The following is a 19885-nucleotide window of genomic DNA, read 5'->3' on the forward strand; positions in this document are numbered from 1 at the left end:
GGTCAAGGGTGGAGCGCAGCGACATCGCGAAGCGACGCGACGAAGGAGCGCCCTTGAGGGACCGGACCGGCCCGGAAGGACAGTGGACTGACGGGACGCCCCCGGACCCCGTCAACGCCACCGAGCACACGGCGTACCCGATCACCCCCGCCGGCTGCCCACTCCCGCCCCACCCCACCCCCCCAGGACACGCGCAAGAAACAATTCTGCAATTTCTTGCGCAAGGTATTGCAGGGCTGTTGGCGTGCCCCTACGGTCGCCAGCAATCCCCACCTCTCCGCCAGGAGGCCCCACATGCCCCGCACCGGCACCGCAAGAGCAGCAAGAGCAACAGCAATAGCCAGCACCGCCCTGCTCGCTGCCCCCCTGCTCGCCGCCTCCGCCCTAGCCGCCGCCCTGACCGTCGGCGCGCCGCAGGCGCAGGCGGCGCCCCCGGGGGAGAAGGACGTCACCGCCGTGCTCTTCGAGTGGCGCTTCGACTCCGTCGCCGCCGCCTGTAGCGCTAGCCTCGGGCCCGCCGGTTACGGGTACGTCCAGGTCTCGCCTCCCCAGGAGCACATCCAGGGCGCGCAGTGGTGGACCTCGTACCAGCCCGTCAGCTACAAGATCGCCGGGCGGCTCGGGGACCGGGCCGCGTTCAAGAGCATGGTCGACACCTGTCACGCCGCCGGCGTGAAGGTGGTCGCCGACTCCGTCATCAACCACATGGCGGCGGGCGACGGCACGGGGACGGGCGGGAGTTCGTACACGAAGTACAACTACCCGGGCCTCTACTCCGGTTCCGACATGGACGACTGCCGGGCCACGATCTCCAACTACCAGGACCGCGCCAACGTCCAGAACTGCGAGCTCGTGCAGCTGGCCGACCTCGACACCGGCGAGGACCACGTACGCGGCCAGATCGCCGGGTACCTGAACGACCTGCTGAGCCTCGGCGTCGACGGCTTCCGGATCGACGCCGCCAAGCACATGCCCGCCGCCGACCTCGCCAACATCAAGTCCCGGCTGACGAACCCGAACGCCTACTGGAAGCAGGAGGCGATCCACGGGGCCGGTGAGGCCGTGTCGCCCGCCGAGTACCTCGGCAACGGGGACGTCCAGGAGTTCCGGTACGCCCGCGACCTCAAGCGGGTCTTCCAGAACGAGAACCTCGCCTACCTGAAGAACTTCGGCGAGGCGTGGGGACACATGGCGAGCGGGCAGTCCGCCGTCTTCGTCGACAACCACGACACCGAGCGGGTCGGCGACACCCTCAACTACAAGAACGGCTCGGCCTACACCCTCGCCAGCGTCTTCATGCTGGCCTGGCCCTACGGCTCCCCGGACGTGCACTCCGGCTACGAGTGGACCGACAAGGACGCCGGTCCGCCGAACGGCGGTGCGGTGAGCGCCTGTTACGCCGACGGCTGGAAGTGCCAGCACGCCTGGCGGGAGATCTCCTCCATGGTCGCCTTCCGCAACACCGCGCGCGGCCAGGCCGTCACCGACTGGTGGGACAACGGCGGCGACCAGATCGCCTTCGGGCGCGGCTCCAAGGCGTACGTCGCGATCAACCACGAGGCGGGCGCCCTGACCCGTACCTTCCAGACCTCCCTCGCGGCCGGCGACTACTGCGACGTCCAGAGCGGGCGCGCCGTGACCGTGGACTCCGGTGGCCGGTTCACCGCGACCCTCGGCGCCGGGACGGCCGTCGCCCTGCACACGGGGGCGCGTACCTGCTCCGGCGGTACGACCCCGCCGCCCTCGCAGACCTCCGGCGCCTCCTTCGCCGTCAACGCCACCACCGCCCTCGGCCAGAACATCCATGTCGTCGGAGACCGCGCCGAGCTCGGCGCCTGGAACACCGCCGGCGCCCTCAAGCTCGACCCGGCCGCCTACCCCGTCTGGAAGCTCGACGTCACGCTCCCGGCCGGCGCGTCCTTCGCGTACAAGTACATCCGCAAGGACGCCTCCGGGAACGTCACCTGGGAGAGCGGCGCCAACCGTACGGCCGTTGTCCCCGCGAGCGGCAAGGTCACGCTGAGCGACACCTGGCGCAGCTGACCGCCCGCCCCACAGACCAGGGCCGCCCGGTATCACCTTCCCCGCCACCACCGGGCGGCCCTTATTCATGCGACACGTGACACGTACACAAGGAGACCCGCCTTGATACGCCCTGCCGCAGGAGTCCTCGCCGCCGCCATGGCCGTGACGCTCCTGCCCGCCCTCCCCGCCGCGGCCGCCGCCGCGAGGCCGCCGGCCCCGCCCTCGGACGCGAAGCTGGCCGCCGAGGCCGCGCGGCACGACCTGACCCGGGAGCAGTTCTACTTCGTGCTCCCGGACCGGTTCGCCAACGGCGATCCGCGCAACGACCGGGGAGGCCTGACCGGTAGCCGGCTGGAGACCGGCCTGGACCCGACGGACAAGGGCTTCTACCAGGGCGGTGACCTGAAGGGGCTGACCGACCGGCTGGACTACATCAAGGGGCTCGGCACCACGGCCATCTGGATGGCGCCGATCTTCAAGAACCAGCCGGTGCAGGGCAAGGGGACCGATGTCTCCGCCGGCTACCACGGCTACTGGATCACCGACTTCACGCAGGTCGACCCGCACTTCGGCACCAACGCGGACCTGGAGCGGCTGATCGACAAGGCGCACGGGAAGGGGATGAAGGTCTTCTTCGACGTCATCACCAACCACACCGCCGATGTCGTGGACTACCGGGAGGCGTCCTACTCGTACCTGTCGAAGGGGGCCTTCCCGTACCTCACGAAGGACGGTGCGCCCTTCACGGACTCCGACTACGCGGACGGGAAGGGGAAGTTCCCGAAGACGGACGCGGACTCCTTCCCGCGGACGCCCTTCGTCCCGGACGCGAAGAAGAACCTGAAGTCCCCGGCGTGGCTCAACGACCCGGCGATGTACCACAACCGCGGTGACTCCACCTTCGCCGGCGAGTCCTCGGACCAGGGCGACTTCTTCGGTCTCGACGACCTGTGGACCGAGCGCCCCGAGGTCGTCGCGGGGATGGAGAAGATCTACGAGAAGTGGGTCGAGGACTTCGACATCGACGGCTTCCGCATCGACACGGTCAAGCACGTCAACACCGAGTTCTGGACCCAGTGGGCGACCGCCCTCGACAAGTACGCGGCGCGCCACGGCCGGGACGACTTCTTCATGTTCGGCGAGGTCTACTCCGCCGACACCGCCGTCACCTCCCCGTACGTGACGCGCGGACGGCTCGACGCCACCCTGGACTTCCCGCTCCAGGAGGCGATCCGCTCGTACGCCTCCCAGGGCGCGGCGGCCGGGCGGCTGGGCTCGGTCTTCGCCGACGACTACCGGTACACCACCGACAAGGCGAACGCCTACGAGCAGGTCACCTTCCTCGGCAACCACGACATGGGCCGCTTCGGGACCTTCCTGAAGCAGGACCGGCCGGGTGCGGGGGAGCAGGAGCTGCTGGACCGGTACCGGCTCGCCAACGAGCTGATGTTCCTCTCCCGCGGCAACCCGGTGGTCTACTCCGGTGACGAGCAGGGCTTCACCGGCGCGGGCGGCGACAAGGACGCGCGCCAGCCGCTGTTCGCCGCGCAGGCGGCGGACTATCTGGACGACGACCAGCTCGGGACGGCGCGCACGCATGCGAGCGATGCCTACGATCCGGGACACCCGCTCTACAAGCAGATCAGTGCTCTCTCGAAGCTGACGAAGGACCACCCGGCGCTCCGCGACGGCGTCCAGAGCGAGCGCCTCTCCGACGGCTCCGTCTACGCCTTCGCGCGCACCGACACCAAGACCCGCACCGAATACCTGGTCGCCGCCAACAACGCGTCCGAGTCCCGCACCGTGGAGATCGACGCCCCGGCCGGCGCCCAGTACCGCACCCTGTACGGCGGCTCGGCGCAGCTGCGCGCCTCCGCCGCCGGCAAGCTCACCGTCCCCGTCCCCGCCCTCGGCTCCGTGGTCCTCCAGGCCACCGGCCCGGCGGCCGCGCCCGCCACCCGGCCCGCGCTGACCCTCAAGGCCCCCGCCCCCGGCGCCACCGGAACCGTCGAGCTCGCCGCCGAGGTCACCGGCGGCGCGCTGAACCGGGTGGTCTTCGCCGCCCAGACCGGCAACGGCAAGTGGCAGGTGCTCGGCTCCGCCGACCACGCCCCGTACAAGGTCACCCAGCACATCACCGCGCCCGCCGGGACGGCCCTGCGCTACAAGGCCGTGGTCGTCGACTCCGCCGGCCGCACCGCCGGCGCCCTCGCCGAGTCCGCCGCCGGCCAGGCCCCGCCCGCCGAGGTCCCCACCGCCACGCAGCGCGACTACGCGGTGGTCCACTACAACCGCCCCGACGGCGACTACGCGAACTGGCGCCTCTACGCCTGGGGCGATATCGGCGACGGCGAAGCCACTCCCTGGCCCGCCGGGCACGACTTCACCGGCCGTGACGCGTACGGGGCCTTCGCCTACGTCCGGCTCAAGCCCGGTGCCTCCTCGGTCGGCTACCTCGTCATCGACAAGGACGGCAACAAGGACGTCGCCGCCGACCGCACCATCGACGTGACCAGGACCGGCGAGATCTGGCTGGAGCAGGGCAAGGAACCCGCCCGCACCGACCGGCCCGCTTACCCGCCGCAGGACACCGCCAAGGCCGTCATCCACCACCGGCGCACCGACGGCGCCTACGACGGCTGGGGCCTGCACGTCTGGACCGGCGCCGCCAACCCGACCGAGTGGTCCAAGCCGCTGCTCCCGTCGCGCACCGACTCCTACGGCGCGGTGTACGAGGTGCCGCTCGCCCCCGGTGCCACCTCGCTCAGCTACATCCTGCACAAGGGCGACGAGAAGGACCTGCCCACCGACCAGTCCCTGGACCTGAAGGCCACCGGCCACGAGGTCTGGGCGCTCGGCGGCCAGGAGAAGTACCTCCTGCCGCAGCCCGCGGGCTCGGCCGCCGCCCTGGACCTCACCAAGTCCCACGCCGTCTGGATCGACCGCGACACCGTCGCCTGGAACGCCCCGGCGGCCGCCGCCTCCCTCCAGCTCCTCGCCTCCCGCGACGGCTCGGTCAAGGCGGAGAACGGCACCCTGACCGGCCAGGCGCAGTGGCTGCGGCTCGCCGGCTCGCAGCTCACCGAGGCCCAGAAGCAGAAGTTCCCGCATCTGGCCGGGTACGCCGCCTTCACCGTCGACCCCCGCGACCGCGACCGCGACCGGGTACGGGACGCCCTGCGCGGCCAGCTCGTCGCGAGCGCCCGCGCCGCCAACGGCGCCGTCCTGGCCGCCACCGGCGTCCAGCTCGCCGGGGTGCTCGACGACCTCTACGCGAACACGACCGCCCTGGGCCCGGTCTTCAAGGACGGCCGCCCCACCCTCTCCGTCTGGGCCCCCACGGCCCAGCACGTCGACCTGGAGCTCGACGGCCGCACGGTCGCCATGCGCCGCGACGACACCACCGGTGTCTGGTCGGTGCGCGGGGAGCGCGGCTGGGCGGGCAAGCCGTATCGCTACGCCGTGACGGTCTGGGCCCCGAGCACGGGCCGGGTCGTACGGAACCTGGTGACCGACCCGTACTCCACGGCGCTGACCACGGATTCCGCGTACAGCCTGGCCGTCGACCTCGCCGACCCGAAGCTCGCCCCGCCCGGCTGGCGCGAGCTGCGCAAGCCCGCGGCCGTCCCCTTCACCTCGGCGCAGATCCAGGAGCTCCACATCCGGGACTTCTCGGTCGCCGACCGCACGAGCGGCCACCCCGGCCAGTACCTGGCCTTCACCGACACCGCTTCGGCGGGCATGCGGCACCTGCGCGACCTGGCCGCCGCGGGCACCTCGTACGTCCACCTCCTCCCGGCCTTCGACATCGGCACCATCCCGGAGAACCCGGCCGACCGCACCGAGCCCGCCTGCGACCTCAAGGTCTACGCGCCCGACTCCGAGGAACAGCAGGCCTGCGTGGCCGCCGCGGCCGCGAAGGACGCGTACAACTGGGGCTACGACCCGCTGCACTACACGGTTCCGGAGGGCAGCTACGCGAGCGACCCGGACGGCACGCTCCGTACGGTCGAGTTCCGCAGGATGGTCCAGTCCCTGAACGGGGCCGGTCTGCGCACGGTGATGGACGTGGTCTACAACCACACCGTCGCGGCCGGCCAGTCGGACAAGTCCGTCCTGGACCGGATCGTGCCGGGCTACTACCAGCGCCTGCTCGCCGACGGCTCGGTGGCCACCTCCACCTGCTGCGCCAACACCGCCCCCGAGAACGCCATGATGGGCCGGCTCGTCGTGGACTCGATCGTCACCTGGGCGAAGGAGTACAAGGTCGACGGCTTCCGCTTCGACCTCATGGGGCACCACCCGAAGGCCAACATCCTGGCCGTGCGCGCGGCCCTGGACGCCCTGACGCCCGCCAAGGACGGGGTCGACGGGAAGAAGATCGTCCTCTACGGGGAGGGCTGGAACTTCGGCGAGGTCGCGAACGACGCCCGCTTCGTCCAGGCCACCCAGCAGAACATGGCCGGCACCGGCATCGCCACCTTCTCCGACCGGGCCCGCGACGCGGTGCGCGGCGGCGGCCCCTTCGACGAGGACCCGCGCGTGCAGGGCTTCGCGTCGGGCCTGTTCACCGCCCCGAACGGGTCCCCGGCGAACGGCACCGCGGAGCAGCAGCGGGCCCGGCTGCTGCACGACCAGGACCTGATCAAGGTCGGCCTGAGCGGCAATCTCGCCTCGTACGCCTTCACCGACAGCACCGGCCGCCGGATCAAGGGCTCCGAGCTGGACTACAACGGCGCCCCGGCCGGCTATGCGGCGGCCCCCGGCGACGCGCTCGCCTACGTGGACGCGCACGACAACGAAACCCTGGCCGACGCCCTGTCGTTCAAGATCGCACCGGACACCCCGGCGGCCGACAAGGCCCGCATGCAGGTCCTGGCGATGGCCACGGCGACCCTCTCGCAGGGTCCGGCCCTGTCCCAGGCGGGCTCCGACCTGCTCCGCTCCAAGTCCCTGGACCGCAACTCGTACGACAGCGGTGACTGGTTCAACGCCATCCACTGGGACTGCCGGGACGGCAACGGCTTCGGCCGGGGCCTGCCGCCGGCCGCCGACAACCGCCCGAAGTGGCCGTACGCGAAGCCGCTGCTGATGGCGCCCGCCCCCACCTGCGCGGACATCACCGGCGCGGGGTCCGCCTTCCGGGACCTGCTCAGGATCCGCACGACGGAACCCGTCTTCGCCCTGGCGACGGCCCAGGCGGTCCAGGACCGGCTGGCCTTCCCGCTGTCGGGCCCGGGCGAGACCCCGGGCGTGCTCACCATGACGCTCGGCGACCTGGTGGTGGTCTTCAACGCCACCCCCGCGGCGCAGACGCAGCGGATCCCGGCCGCCGCGGGCGGGGGCTACACCCTGCACCCGGTGCAGGCGGCCGGCTCCGACCCGGTGGTCAAGCGCTCCGCCTACGACCCGGCGAAGGGGGAGTTCACGGCGCCGCCCCGCACGGTGGCGGTGTTCAAGCGCTCCTGACCCCCTGAAGGACAAGGAGGCGGCGGTGCCGGCCACGGACCGGCACCGCCGCCTCCTGCTGTCCGGGACCGGACGTCAGACCCAGATGCGCACGGCTTCCATGCGCCGCGACTGACCGGTGGTCCCCACGTACGCGGGGTTGGCGACCACAGTGCTCAGCCAGCCGTGGTCCGCGACGTGCGCCTGGGCCCCCACGCTGCCGGAGCCGACCTGGAGGCCGAGCGCCTCCATGCGCCGCGACTGGCCGGTGGTGCCGACCCCCACGACGTCCCCGTCCTTGCCGCAGGCCCAGCCCTGCCAGCCGATGCCGGCGAGGTGGGCGTTGGCGCAGACCCCGCCCACCCCGCCGGTCGAGACCAGCACGGCCTCCATCCGGCGGCTCTGGCCGGTCGTTCCGGCGACGTTGCCGTTGCACACCGACGACTGCCATCCGATGCCCTCGACATGGGCGGCGTAACAGACGACCCGGGCGCTGGGGGCCAGTGAGGCCCGCGCGCTCGCCGTCGCGGCCTTCAGTTCCGCGACCACCGAGGCGGGCGCCTCGACGGCCGAGCCGCCGCCGGCGACCACCGTGCTTGCGGCGGCTGCTCCTGCCGCCGACGGCAGCTCTTGCGCCTGGGAGATCCCGGTGGCCCCCAGAACGCCCGCCAACGCCATTCCCAGGACCGCGGCCGCGGCCTTCCCCATGGAATTCTTCATTGGATTCCCCTCCTGGTACCGACTGGTCGGGGCCATCTCTACCGGCGCGCAGAAGGGTGGGACAACCGGTTGCGGGTGCTACGGCCGAGAGCCGACGCGGCATGGCGCGCGAGGGGTGGTTGCGCCCGGGGTGTCCGGTGTGCGTCGGATGTCACGGTGCCGGCGCGGTCATGGCGCAAGGCGGCGCTCCAGCAGGATCACGCCGTACACGCGGCCGTCCTTGCCCGTCTTGTGGGGGAACTCGCCGACCACCCGGTAGCCCGCCTCCTGGTAGTACGCGAGCAGCCGCGGGTTGGTGGACACGCAGTCCAGCCGCGCCCGTTCCCGCCCGGTGCGGGCGATGCGGTGCTCGGCGTGCTCCAGGATGCGCAGGCCGGTGCCGGCGGGGGCGGCCTCGCGCTCGACCATGAGCCGGTGCACGTATCCGGCCACGGGCGGCTGGACCCCCCAGGCCTCCTCGTCCGACCACCACAGCTCGTAGGCCCCGATGACCCGGCCGTCGGCGTCGTGGGCGAGCCACACCTCTCCCTCGCGCATCTTCGACCGGAAGTGCCCGAGGTCCTTGTCTCCCGGCTTCCACTGCACGATGCCGTTCGCCCGCATCCAGCGCGCGGCCTGGTCGTACAGCTTCACCAGCGTGCCGGCGTCCTTCTCCTCGGCCTGCCGGAACAAGATCCCGTCATCAATGATCACGCGGGCATTATCGCCAAAGCATGATCACCTTGGATGGGGGACCGCCTCGGAAACCGCCCCGGAGGCCATTGCGGATGCGGGTCCGGCCTCTTCGGCGCCCCCGCCCGGCGCGAGCGCGGCCAGCCTGCCGACCAGCTCCCCGAAGGGCCCGTCGACCGGCTCCTGGGCCAGGATCCGTACGAGGATGTCCGCCATCTCGGCGTCGTACGCGGCGCTCACGGCCGCCAGCGCGGCGAAGTCGTGCACCAGCTGCAGTTCCAGCTCGGCCCGCGGGATCTCCCGCCCGTCCAGCCACAGCAGCGCGGTGGTCTCCGCCAGCGACACCCACGAGCGCACGACGAGCGCGAGGCGGGCGGGCGGCTCCTCGACCCCGAGGTGGCTGAGGATCTGCTCGTACGCGGCGCGCCGGACCTCGTCGACCATGGCGTTGGTGCGGCTGCTCCCGGCCGCCGGACCGCCCCGCATCAGCGCGGAGAAGCCGGGGCCGTGGTCGTCGACGAACGCGAAGAAGCGCCCCATCACCCGCAGCAGGCGCGCCCCCAGCGGACCTTCCCGCGGTTCCACGAACCGCAGCGCCAGCTCGTCGGCGGCCCGCCGCAGCGCGGCCTCGTAGAGGCTCAACTTGCCCGGAAAGTAGTGGTAGACGAGGGGCCGGGATATCCCCGCGGCCGCCGCGATCTCGTCGATGGACACATCGTCGGGCGACCGGTTGCTGAACAGCTCCAGGGCAACCCCGATCAGCTGCTGCCGCCGCTCCTCGACACCCATCCTGCGCCGCACCCCGGTTGTCATGCCGACACCCTACTTCGCCTCCGGCGCGGCCCGTTCTCCCGTCCGCCCGGCTAAAGGTCCAGGACCAGGCGTTCCGAGGCGGCGCGGGAGACGCACAGGAGCATGGAGTCCTCGCGTTCGCCGTCGGTGAGGAGTTCGTCGCGGTGGTCCGCCTCGCCCGCCAGGAAGCGGTGCTGGCAGGTTCCGCAGAATCCCTGTTCGCAGGAGTACGGGGTGTTGGGGAACTCCCGGCGGACCGCGGCCAGCGTGGTCTCCTCGGCCCCCACCTCGATCGTGCGTCCCGAGCGGCGCAGTTCGACCGTGAACGGCCGCGCGTCCGCGGTCGCCGCGGCCGGGGTGAAGCGCTCCAAGTGGACCGCGGTGCCTTCGGGGGCGGCCTCGGTGACCGCCTGCATCAGGGGGCCCGGGCCGCAGCAGTAGATCAGCGTGCCCGGCGCGGTCCCGGAGAGCTGGGCCAGGTCGGGGAGGCCCGCCTCGTCCTGCGGGACGATCGTGACGCGGTCGCCGTACGCCTCCAGTTCGGGGAGGAAGGGCATCGACGCCCGGGAGCGCCCGCAGTAGAGGAGGGTCCACCGGGCTCCGGCGGCCGTGGCGCCGCGGAGCATCGGCAGCACCGGTGTGATGCCGATGCCGCCCGCGACGAACACGTAGGCGGGGGCGGTGGCCAGCTCGAAGCGGTTGCGCGGCGGCCGGACCGCCAGCTCGGCGCCCTCCACCAGCAGCGCGTGGGCCTCGCGGGAGCCGCCGCGGCCGTCCTCGACCAGCCGGATCGCGATGGTGTAGCGGCCCGCCACGGAGGGGTCGCCGCACAGGGAGTACTGGCGGACCAGGCCCGAGGGGAGGGTCACGTCCACGTGCGCGCCCGGGGTCCACGGCGGGAGCTCCGGCGACTCCAGGGTCAGTTGGAGCACCCCGGCCGCGGGCTGCGTACGGGACACGATCAGGGTGCGGATCCACCGGCGCGGCGAGTAGCCCGATACCGGGGTCTCCAGCGCGGGCAGCGGCCACAGCGGGGAGCGCGCGATCCGCTTGCGCAGCGCGCGCCTGGTCACCCAGGCGGCGCCCGCCAGCGCCGTCACCGTCAGGGCGCGGTTCATGCGTGCGCACCGCCGTTCGCGCCGGGGGAGGAGGCCAGGTAGGCGACGGCCTGGGCCGTCGAGCCCTCCTGCGAGGGGTGGTACGTACGGGAGAGGTACGTCGGGATGGACTTCAGCATCGAGCCCGTCGAGGGCAGGACGCCCCGGCGGCCCGCGCGGTGGAACTGGCCCAGGGAGGCCTTGCCGTCCTTGAGCGAGGGGTCGTTCTCCATGAAGAAGCGGGCCCCGCGCTGCCACAGGAAGACCAGCGCGGCGAAGGCGGTGGCCCAGGTCCGGACGCGCCGGCGGTAGCCGCCGTCCACGTGCATGAAGAGGTCGAAGGCCACCGAGCGGTGCTCGACCTCCTCCGCGCCGTGCCAGCGCAGCAGGTCGAGCATCATCGGGTCCGCGCCCCGCCGGTCCAACTCGTCCGCGTTGAGGACCCAGTTGCCGAGGAAGGCGGTGTAGTGCTCGATGGCCGCGATCATCGCGACCCGCTCCATGAGCCACCACTTGCGCGCCCTGCCCGGCGGGAGGGTGCGGTCGCCCAGCATCTTCTCGAACAGCCAGTCCACCTGCGCGGTGTAGGGCGTCGGGTCCAGGCCGAGCCGCTTGAGGTGGGGGAGCACGTCGTCGTGAGCGGCGGCGTGCATGGCCTCCTGGCCGATGAAGCCGACGACGTCCGCCCGCAGCTGCTCGTCCTCGATGTACGGCAGGACCTGCTTGTAGACGTGCACGAACCACCGTTCGCCCGCCGGCAGCAGCAGGTGCAGCACGTTGATGGTGTGGGTGGCGAACGGGTCGCCGGGCAGCCAGTGGAGCGGGGTGTCCTCCCAGTCGAAGGACACGTTCCGGGCCTTGAGGTCTATGTGTTCCGACGCCACGGAGGCGGGCGCGAGCGGCGTATTAGACATGGCGTCAATGTACTGATGGGTAAGAGGGAGGGAAACCCCTCTGCACCCACTTCCTGACGACTCGGCCCAGGCACCCGCTAGCGCAGCACCCCCGCCTTGGTGCCGTCCGTGAGCTTGCCCGACAGGTCCACCTGCGCCCCGGCCGGCGCCTTCACCGCCAGCCGGTTGCCCGCCGTCGCCCCGTTCACCCCGCTGCCCGACACCGACAGCGAGGCGAACTGGGCGCTGCCCGCCGCCAGTACGTACCACTGGCCCGCCCGGGACTTCCACAGCACGCCCGCCAGCACCCGCGGCTCCCGGGGCCCGCACGCGGGCGAGCCCTCCGCCTTCGCCGCCTGCGCCGCGGGAGCCGTGCCCGGGGCGAGGAACTGCGCCTGCACCCGGTCCGCCGTGCCCTGCCAGGTCTCCGCACGCGTGCACAGCCAGGTCGCGGTGCCGTCGCCCTCGGGCAGCGGCTGCTTCGCGTACGTCCAGGCGTTGACCGTACGGACCCCGTGCGAACGCACCGACGGCAGCAGGCAGGCGGTCCGCGACCACTCGCCGAGCTCCGCGCCCTCCGTCACGTTCCGCTCGGCCCCCGGCGCGCCCGAGGTCAGCCGCGCCGGGGTCAGCTCGCCCAGGTCGGTGACCAGCCGGGTCGCCCCGTCACCGGTCAGGGCCAGCGCGTTCCAGCTCGTACAGCTGCCGTCCGGGGCCGGGCCGGCGACCGGCGGGGTGATCCCGTCCGTCAGCTTCAGCGGCGCCGGGGCCTCGCCCGGCTTGAGCAGGTCCCGCAGCACGGCTCCGGTGACCCAGGGCGCCGCCAGATAGCGGACGTTGCCGTCGACCCTGCTGAGCACCAGGGCGGTGGCCGTGTCCGCCGAGGCACCGTCGGTCCGGGCGAAGTCGAGGGCGGCGATGTCGGTACCGCTGCGCGGTTCTGCGTACCGGACCACGCGCAGCCCGTCGTACAGCAGGACCACGACGGCCTGGTCGACGGCGCCCGCGAACAGCAGCTGCGGCGGCCCCATCGGCGGTCCGGACGGCGTGCCCGGCGTGGCCGAGACGACCACCGAGGAGCCGGGCCGCGCCCAGACGGCCAGCGCCCGGCGCAGCAGTTCGGCGTCGTCGGCGCGGTCGCCGCGCGCGGGCCAGCCGGAGTAGTCGGTACGGGAGGACGTACGCCAGACCGTGGGCGCGACCCGGACCAGCTGCCCGGGGTCCAGGGCCTGCTCCGCCGCGGCGTTGCGCGCGTACAGCGGGGCGGCGGCCCCGTCCGCGCCCCAGCCGCCGCCCGGCAGCGCGAGCAGCGCCCCGCACACGGCGAGCGCGGCCCCGGCGGCGAGCGCGGCCCGGACCAGGCGGCGGCGCCGCAACAGGTCGGTGGGGCGGGCCTGGAGCACGCACGGGTCGAACTCGGGGGAGGCGAACAGCGCGTCGTTGGCCGGGTCCCCGGACTCCGCGACCGCGGCGGCCGGGTTCACTACGCCGACCTCGGTCAGCACCCGCAGCACCTCCGCCTCGGGCAGCCGCTCCAGGGCCCGCAGCACGCAGGCCGCACGGCCGGGCCCGTCGAGGGTGGCCAGCCACTGGTCGAGCGCCAGCTCCTCGGCGCCCCCGGAACGCGGGAACAGGCGCAGCCCCCACACCTGGGGGAGCAACGGCGGGAGCTGCGCGCGCCGGGGCAGGGCGCGGAAGGTCAGCGGGATCCCGGCCTCCAGGGCGGCCCGCAGCACCCGCAGGCGCACGTACGCGTATCCGGACTCGCCCTGGGCGCCGCCGCGCTGCCCCGGGACGCCGCCCTGCTGCCCGGCGGCCTGCGCGCCCGCCCCGGGCCGTCGCCCGCGCGGCAGAGCGCGCTGGGTGAGGGAGTGGGCGGTGAGCACCCGCCGGTTGCGCCCGAGGGTGGGCGGCAGCACCAGGTAGGCGAGCCGCACCAGCCGCGGGTAGTGCTCGACGATGGCGGCCTCGGCCTGCTCGACGTCGAAGGCCCCCGAAGGTTCTGAAGGCTCGGCAGGCAGGGGGCGGGTGGCGGTATCCGGCGCAGTCACGTTCAGCAGAACGAGCGAATCGTCGGATGGTCACCCGTCCCCAGTGCGCACGTTCGGGTGTTGTTCGGTGTGGATCAGGCCGTCAGACGGACGCGCAGCGCCTCGACCGTCTCGTCGGAGATGCCGAGACCCTCGCGGACGTACTTCTCCATCGAGCCGTAGCGCGTGCTCACCTCGTCCAGCGCGGCCTCCAGGTACGAGGGGAAGACGCCGATCAGGGCGAGCGCGACGTCCGGGTCGCCGCCGGCCGCGGTGAAGCCCTCGATCATCGGCGCGAAGGCCAGTCGGACCGCGGCGTTGACCGAGAGGTACTCGGCCGTCAGGGTCTCGTCGTCCGCGCCGAGCAGCGACAGGACCACCGTCGCGCCCCAGCCCGTACGGTCCTTGCCGGCAGTGCAGTGGAAGAGCAGCGGGCCGGCGTCCGGGTCGGCGAGCTCGGTGAGCAGCAGCCGGTACGCGGCCTGCGCGGAGCCCGAGGCGACCAGCGACCGGTAGACGTCGGCGAACAGCGCCTGCGCCTTGCCGCCGCCCAGGTGCTCCTCGGCCACGGCCGGGTCGGAGAGCAGGTCCTTGAGCTGGGCCGCGGCGGGCGTCTTGCCGGCGCCGGGGGCCATCTTGTCGGCGAGTGCGTCGGCGACGAGGAGGCGTACCCCGGCCGGCAGCCGGTCGGGGTGCGCGGCGCGCTCGGTGCCGGTGCGGAAGTCGATGACCGTACGCAGGTCCAGCGCGGCCACCACCGGGTCGGCGTCGAGGTCGAGCCGGTCGAGCTGCCCGGCGCGCAGGGCCAGCCCCGGGCGGACGCTTCGGCCGCCGGGGAGCGCGGTGCCGCCGAGGTCCCGCAGGTTGGCGACGGTGGTGGCGGGGATGGCGGTCATCGTGGCGGCTCCAGCGGTGTGCGGGTGACGTGGGTGCGCCACTTGTGCGTATCTATATGATTTTCGGAGATTTTGGCCCGGAAAGGTAATCGACGGCGAGCGAGAAGCCGACGCCCAGCCCCAGTGCCACCAGGTGCCCGGCGTCCGTGAAGGTCCGCTCCCGCTTCAGCAGCGGCCGGGCCATGAGCGCCAGCAGCCCCACCCGGGCGGTGGTGCGGACCGCCCCGCGCGGCAGCGCCGAGGTCAGTGCGCCGAGCACCGCGTTGAGGCCGTAGCTGGTGCCCACGTCCAGGGCGCGCCGGGTCCGCGGACCGGCCGCGGCGCGCATCGCGCCGTACACCAGCAGCGTCGCCGCGGTGTGCCCGAGCAGGAAGACGCCGGCGGTCCACCAGGCCCCGTACGCGTACTCGGCGTACCCGAGGACCGCGACCAGCAGCAGGGCGTAGGGCAGGGGCATCGGCTCCTCGACGACGAACGCGCTGCTCAGGAGCGTGTCCCAGTGCCCGGAGGAGAGGTTGTCGACGTTGGTCGAGCACCGGCGCAGCACGCGCTCGCGCTCCGCCGGATCCAGCCGCTCCAGGGCGTGCGCCCCCAGCTGGACGCCGCCCGCGTACACCGCACCGACTGGCAATGGCCATGGCAATGGATTCACCCGACCATGATCGGATACCACCCTCCGGCGGGTGTCACCGGGCCCCGTGCGAGCATGTTCGAGCCATGCTCCAGAGTCCCGCGCCGATGCGCGCCGCACGGGCCGCGATGTTCGCGGCGGTGTGTGTCGCTTTGGGCGCGGTGGGGCATTCGTACATGTCCGGCACGGACATTCCCCTTACGGGCCTTCTGGCCGCTTTCGGGCTGACCGGCGGGCTCGCCTGGCTCGGCGCCGGGTGTCGGCGCGGCCCCCTCTCCATCGCCGTGGCCCTCCTGGGAGTCCAGGCCGTGCTGCACGGCGTCTTCTCCGGCGGCCGCGCGGCGACGACCGCGCCCGCGGCCGGGGGGACGCCGGCGCACCACCACATGCCGGGCATGGACATGCCGATGGGTGTGCCCGTGGGTGTGCCCGTGGCCGGGGCGGAAGGCATGGACGGCATGGCGGGGATGGACGGCATGGCGGGGATGGCCGCGCACGCCCACGGGCACGGCGGCCTCGGCATGATCGCCGCGCACGTCCTCGCCGGGCTGTTCTGCGCCGCCTGGCTGGCCTGGGGCGAGGCCGCCGTCTTCCGCCTCGCCCGGGTCCTCGCGGCCGGCGCACTGCTCGCCGCCCGGCCGCTCTCCCGGGCCCTCGCGCTGCTCCGGGCGCGCGTGGCCCCCGTACTGAGGGAGCCCGCCCCGCGCCCGGCGTACGAACGGCCGCGCGCGCTGCGCGGGGCCGTGCACGCCCACGCCCTGGAACGGCGCGGCCCGCCCGGCCGGCGAACGACCCGAGCCACGGCCCCAGGCCGTCCTGCCCGCGCCTGACCGGCGCACCTCCTCGGCGAGGGGGGGCGAAGACCCGGGGCCGATCACCCATGTCTTCGCCAACACCTAGGACCCACATGTCCCTCGACGAGGTTCAGGAAGTCCGCGCAGCGGACTCCGACGTACCCGAGGCCCAGAGCCAGACCCCTGCCTCTGCCCCTGCCAAGTCCCGCCCCGGCGGCTGGGCGGCCCTGCGGCCGCTGCTGCTGCGCCTGCACTTCTATGCCGGGCTGCTCATAGCTCCGCTGCTCTTCGTCGCCGCCGCCACCGGCCTGCTGTACGCCGGCTCCTGGCAGGCCGAGAAGATCCTCTACTCCGACCAGCTGACGGTCGCCCGCGTCGGCGACGCCACCCGGGCGCTCAGTGCCCAGGTCGAGGCCGCCAAGGCCGCCGCGCCCCAGGGGAAGGTCGTCTCCGTGTGGCCCGCCCCCGAGGCGGAGGCCACCACCCGCGTGATCATGGAGAGTCCGGGGCTCGCGGAGGGCGAGACCCTCACCGTCTTCGTCGACCCGTATACGGCCGAGGTGCGCGGACAGCTCACCACCGCCGGGGACGCGCTGCCCCTGCGGGCCTGGCTGAGCGAGTTCCACTCGAACCTCCAGCTCGGTGAGTTCGGCCGGAACTACAGCGAACTCGCCGCCAGCTGGCTGTGGGTGGTCGCGCTGGGCGGGTTCGCCCTGTGGATCGGCCGCCGGCGCAAGCGACGGGCGGAGCTGGTCCTGCCGGATCGCAGGGCCACCGGCCGCCGCAAGACCCTCTCCTGGCACGGGACCGTCGGCCTCTGGGCCGCCGCCGGGCTCGTCGCGCTCTCCGCGACCGGTCTGACCTGGTCGAAGTACGCCGGCGAGAACATCGGGGAACTCCAGGACAGCCTCGGCGGCGCCACCCCGTCCGTCTCCGCCAAGCTGAGCGCCGGTGCGGGCTCCGACGGCTCCGACGAACACGCCGGGCACGTCATGACCGAGGGCATGGAGATGCCCCCGCCAGCCCCCACCGCCGACATCGGCATCGAGCGGGCGGTGGAGGCCGCCCGCGCCGCGGGCGTCACCGAGTACCTCCAGGTGACGCTGCCCGCCAAGGGCAAGGGCTACGTGGTCAAGGAGAAGGACAAGCAGGTGCCCGTGCACCTGGACGCCGTCGCCGTCGACCCCGCCGACGGACGGGTCATGGACGAACTCCGCTTCGCCGACTACCCCCTGCTCGCCCAGCTGACGCGCTTCGGCATCGACCTGCACATGGGCCTGACCTTCGGACTCGCCAACCAGCTGGCGCTCGCCGCGCTCGCGGTCGCGGTGATGTTCATGGTCTTCTGGGGCTACCGGATGTGGTGGCTGCGCAGGCCCACCAAGGAGCTGAGGCTGTCGGCCGGCCGCGCCCAGCCGCGCGGTGCCTGGCGGAAACTGCCGGTGACGCTGGTGCTGCCGCTGGCCGCGGTGACGGCCGTCGTGGGCTGGTTCATCCCGCTGCTCGGGATCAGCCTGGTGGCGTTCCTGGCGGTCGACGTCCTGCTCGGCATCGTGGCGGCGCGGCGCGCCAGGACCGCGGTCTAGGACCGGTCGCGTCCCCGGGGCGTGACGACAGGTGGGCCCGTATTCCCGAGGGGGTACGGGCCCACCGTCGTGTCAACGCAGGCCTCAGGGGGCGTACTTGTAGCCCACCCGGCGCACGGTCTGGATCGCGCCGCGGTGCGCGGTGCCCAGCTTGCGGCGCAGCCGGGCGATGTGGACGTCGACGGTACGGCCGTCGCCGATGTGCCCGTAGCCCCACACCGTGGTCACCAGCTGGTCGCGACTGTGCACGCGGTGCGGGTTCGCGACCAGGTGGGCGAGGAGTTCGAACTCCAGGTACGTCAGGTCGAGCACGGCACCGTCCACCTCGGCGGTGCGCTGCGCCGCGTCGATGCGGACCAGGGCGTCACCGGTGGAGGCGGCGGGCGCCGTGGGGGCCGCGGGTGCCTGCGGCGCGAGGGCGAGCGGCGGCTGCTGGTCGGCCGGTACGAGGACCAGGTAGCCGACCATCGGCGGCTGGCCGGGCAGCGCCGGCAGGGTGTGCTGGGGGGCCGGGAGCCAGGTGGCGCCGGGCGGCAGGAGGTCCACGACACGGGCCACCTCGTCCCGGTCCACGGACCGCAGCCGGTGGCGCGGACTGGGCGGGAAGGTCAGGGGCGCGGGCGTGGCGGAGGCGGAAACGAGGGTACGGGTGTGGGACATGAGTGGTCAGCTCTTTCACGCGGAGTGGTCGGCAGGAGACGTGCGTACGTCGTCGTTGTCGTACCGCGCAGACCGAAGGCCCCGGGGAAGGTCCGGTGGGAGATCCCGAAGGGCTTTAGAGGGCCGGCGCGTTCTTCGCGCGGCAACACACCCGGTCGAAATCGTGATCCTGACGGGACGGCCAGAACGGCTCGAGGTCGCTGCGACCTGTCGAGGTGTGCGAGTGGCTGGCCATGGATCCATTCAAGCAGATGTCGTGGGCCCGGGGCAGGCCCCGTCTCACTCAGTGGATCGGAATCTCATGTTCCGGGATCAAGAGTTCGTCAGGTCGTCGCAATCCCGACAATCCGTCAGCCGGTCGGCGCCTTCCGCCAGTCCGTTCATCCCAGTAGCGGCAACGGCAACGGCGCCCGCCGGGCCACAGGGGCTCGGCGGGCGCCGTCGTCAGTGCGGTCGGCGATCGTCAACGATCACTGCCGGTCTGCGCTCAGACCAGGCCGTCCTTCTCCAGGCCGGCGCAGCAGGTGTCCGTGATCAGACGGGTCACCACGTACGGGTCCACGTTCGCGTTCGGGCGGCGGTCCTCGATGTAGCCCTTGCCGTCCTTCTCCACCTGCCACGGGATGCGGACGGAGGCGCCGCGGTCCGAGACGCCATAGCTGAACTCGTTCCAGGGGGCCGTCTCGTGCAGACCCGTCAGGCGCTCGTCGATGCCCGCGCCGTAGTTCTTGACGTGGTCCAGCGGCTTGCTGCCCTCGCCCAGCGCCTCGCACGCGGAGATGATCGCGCGGTAGTCCTCGCGCATCGCCTTCGTGGAGAAGTTGGTGTGCGCGCCCGCGCCGTTCCAGTCGCCCTTGACCGGCTTCGGGTTCAGCGTCGCGGAGACGTTGAAGTCCTCGGCGGTGCGGTAGAGCAGCCAGCGCGCGATCCACAGCTGGTCGGAGACCTCCAGCGGCCCGACGGGGCCGACCTGGAACTCCCACTGGCCAGGCATGACCTCGGCGTTGATGCCGGAGATGCTCAGGCCCGCCGCGAGGCAGTGGTCCAGGTGCTTCTCGACGATGTCACGGCCGAAGATCTCGTCCGAGCCGACGCCGCAGTAGTAACCGCCCTGCGCGGCCGGGAAGCCGTTGACCGGGAAGCCGAGCGGGCGGGTGCCGTCGAAGAAGGTGTACTCCTGCTCGATGCCGAAGATCGGCGCCTGGGCGGCGAACTTCTCGGCGATCGGACGGAGCAGCGCGCGGGTGTTCGACTCGTGCGGGGTCATGTCGATGTTCAGGACCTCGCACAGGACGAGGACGTTGTCCCCGCCGCGGATCGGGTCCGGGCAGGAGAACACCGGCTGGAGTACGCGGTCCGAGGCGTGGCCCTCGGCCTGGTTGGTGCTGGATCCGTCGAAGCCCCAGATCGGCAGCTCGTCGCCGTCGGCGAGGATCTTCGTCTTGGAGCGCAGCTTCGCCGTCGGCTCGGTGCCGTCGATCCAGATGTACTCAGCCTTGTAGCTCACGGGCCCCATCCTTCGGTGCGTCGCTCCGGCGCAGACTCTGCGGGCGCTGCGGATTCGTGCGGTGTAGACCAGAGCGTGCCCGCTCGCGATTTCTCTTCCGTTGCCCGTATGTGAACCCCGTGTTACCGAGGTTT

14 protein-coding genes are annotated in these 19885 nt (G+C 72.7%); 4 read left to right on the forward strand and 10 right to left on the reverse strand.

Annotation, left to right across the window (positions count from 1 at the left end; genetic code table 11):
• Positions 1-294 precede the first annotated feature (294 nt).
• Together ACZ7GJ_RS17415 and pulA are read left to right on the forward strand one after the other, a co-directional pair.
• A complete protein-coding gene (locus tag ACZ7GJ_RS17415) occupies positions 295-2043 on the forward strand; it encodes a carbohydrate-binding module family 20 domain-containing protein (protein WP_470752540.1) in 1749 nt (582 codons plus the stop codon).
• Between the two features lie 138 nt (positions 2044-2181).
• Positions 2182-7494 (forward strand): pullulanase-type alpha-1,6-glucosidase, encoded by a 5313-nt coding sequence (gene pulA / locus ACZ7GJ_RS17420; protein WP_470752818.1) that lies wholly within the window; start codon positions 2182-2184, stop codon positions 7492-7494.
• 75 nt (positions 7495-7569) lie between these two features.
• On the opposite strand, the gene ACZ7GJ_RS17425 is transcribed toward pulA, so the two are convergent.
• The 8 genes from ACZ7GJ_RS17425 to ACZ7GJ_RS17460 all read right to left on the reverse strand — a co-directional run bounded on the left by ACZ7GJ_RS17425 (position 7570) and on the right by ACZ7GJ_RS17460 (position 15204).
• Entirely contained in the window at positions 7570-8193 is a 624-nt protein-coding gene (locus ACZ7GJ_RS17425; protein ID WP_470752542.1) for a hypothetical protein, read from the reverse strand.
• Positions 8194-8361: 168 nt separating this feature from the next.
• Positions 8362-8886, reverse strand: a complete 525-nt coding sequence (locus ACZ7GJ_RS17430) for a GNAT family N-acetyltransferase (protein WP_470752545.1) — start codon at positions 8884-8886, stop codon at positions 8362-8364.
• Between the two features lie 24 nt (positions 8887-8910).
• Positions 8911-9678 carry a TetR/AcrR family transcriptional regulator gene (locus ACZ7GJ_RS17435; protein ID WP_470752547.1) on the reverse strand — a complete coding sequence of 256 codons (768 nt, stop codon included), beginning with the start codon at positions 9676-9678 and terminating at the stop codon, positions 8911-8913.
• A 50-nt stretch (positions 9679-9728) separates the two neighbouring features.
• Positions 9729-10775 carry a PDR/VanB family oxidoreductase gene (locus ACZ7GJ_RS17440; protein ID WP_470752549.1) on the reverse strand — a complete coding sequence of 349 codons (1047 nt, stop codon included), beginning with the start codon at positions 10773-10775 and terminating at the stop codon, positions 9729-9731.
• A complete protein-coding gene (locus tag ACZ7GJ_RS17445; RefSeq protein WP_470752551.1) occupies positions 10772-11668 on the reverse strand; it encodes a metal-dependent hydrolase in 897 nt (298 codons plus the stop codon). The genes ACZ7GJ_RS17440 and ACZ7GJ_RS17445 overlap by 4 nt, the downstream gene beginning before the upstream one ends.
• A gap of 77 nt (positions 11669-11745) precedes the next feature.
• Positions 11746-13698, reverse strand: coding sequence for a hypothetical protein (locus tag ACZ7GJ_RS17450; protein WP_470752552.1), 1953 nt, complete (start codon positions 13696-13698; stop codon positions 11746-11748).
• Between the two features lie 74 nt (positions 13699-13772).
• Entirely contained in the window at positions 13773-14573 is an 801-nt protein-coding gene (locus ACZ7GJ_RS17455; RefSeq protein WP_470752553.1) for a tyrosine-protein phosphatase, read from the reverse strand.
• A gap of 52 nt (positions 14574-14625) precedes the next feature.
• Positions 14626-15204: a rhomboid-like protein gene (locus tag ACZ7GJ_RS17460; RefSeq protein WP_470752555.1), complete on the reverse strand. Its 579-nt coding sequence runs from the start codon at positions 15202-15204 to the stop codon at positions 14626-14628.
• A gap of 86 nt (positions 15205-15290) precedes the next feature.
• Here ACZ7GJ_RS17460 and ACZ7GJ_RS17465 point away from each other — a divergent pair, with 86 nt between their 5' ends.
• The gene (locus ACZ7GJ_RS17465; RefSeq protein ID WP_470752556.1) at positions 15291-16034 is read left to right on the forward strand and encodes a hypothetical protein; all 744 of its coding nucleotides are present in this window, start codon (positions 15291-15293) and stop codon (positions 16032-16034) included.
• Between the two features lie 77 nt (positions 16035-16111).
• Positions 16112-17584 carry a PepSY-associated TM helix domain-containing protein gene (locus tag ACZ7GJ_RS17470; protein WP_470752557.1) on the forward strand — a complete coding sequence of 491 codons (1473 nt, stop codon included), beginning with the start codon at positions 16112-16114 and terminating at the stop codon, positions 17582-17584.
• Positions 17585-17668: 84 nt separating this feature from the next.
• Here ACZ7GJ_RS17470 and ACZ7GJ_RS17475 read toward each other — a convergent pair whose 3' ends face one another.
• On the reverse strand, positions 17669-18244 hold the full coding sequence (locus ACZ7GJ_RS17475) for a winged helix-turn-helix domain-containing protein (protein WP_470752559.1): 576 nt from the start codon (positions 18242-18244) through the stop codon (positions 17669-17671).
• 487 nt (positions 18245-18731) lie between these two features.
• A complete protein-coding gene (glnII, locus tag ACZ7GJ_RS17480; RefSeq protein ID WP_470752561.1) occupies positions 18732-19751 on the reverse strand; it encodes a glutamine synthetase in 1020 nt (339 codons plus the stop codon).
• Positions 19752-19885 lie beyond the last annotated feature (134 nt).

The organism is Streptomyces sp. NPDC037242 (assembly GCF_055604165.1).

Coding starts and splice junctions, on each gene's coding strand:
- ACZ7GJ_RS17470 (WP_470752557.1), top strand. CDS start 16,112: ATGTCCCTCGACGAGGTTCAGGAAGTCCGCGCAGCGGACTCCGACGTA.
- ACZ7GJ_RS17465 (WP_470752556.1), top strand. CDS start 15,291: ATGCTCCAGAGTCCCGCGCCGATGCGCGCCGCACGGGCCGCGATGTTC.
- ACZ7GJ_RS17415 (WP_470752540.1), top strand. CDS start 295: ATGCCCCGCACCGGCACCGCAAGAGCAGCAAGAGCAACAGCAATAGCC.
- pulA (WP_470752818.1), top strand. CDS start 2,182: ATGGCCGTGACGCTCCTGCCCGCCCTCCCCGCCGCGGCCGCCGCCGCG.
- ACZ7GJ_RS17445 (WP_470752551.1), bottom strand. CDS start 11,668: ATGTCTAATACGCCGCTCGCGCCCGCCTCCGTGGCGTCGGAACACATA.
- ACZ7GJ_RS17425 (WP_470752542.1), bottom strand. CDS start 8,193: ATGAAGAATTCCATGGGGAAGGCCGCGGCCGCGGTCCTGGGAATGGCG.
- ACZ7GJ_RS17455 (WP_470752553.1), bottom strand. CDS start 14,573: ATGACCGCCATCCCCGCCACCACCGTCGCCAACCTGCGGGACCTCGGC.
- ACZ7GJ_RS17475 (WP_470752559.1), bottom strand. CDS start 18,244: ATGTCCCACACCCGTACCCTCGTTTCCGCCTCCGCCACGCCCGCGCCC.
- ACZ7GJ_RS17435 (WP_470752547.1), bottom strand. CDS start 9,678: ATGACAACCGGGGTGCGGCGCAGGATGGGTGTCGAGGAGCGGCGGCAG.
- ACZ7GJ_RS17440 (WP_470752549.1), bottom strand. CDS start 10,775: ATGAACCGCGCCCTGACGGTGACGGCGCTGGCGGGCGCCGCCTGGGTG.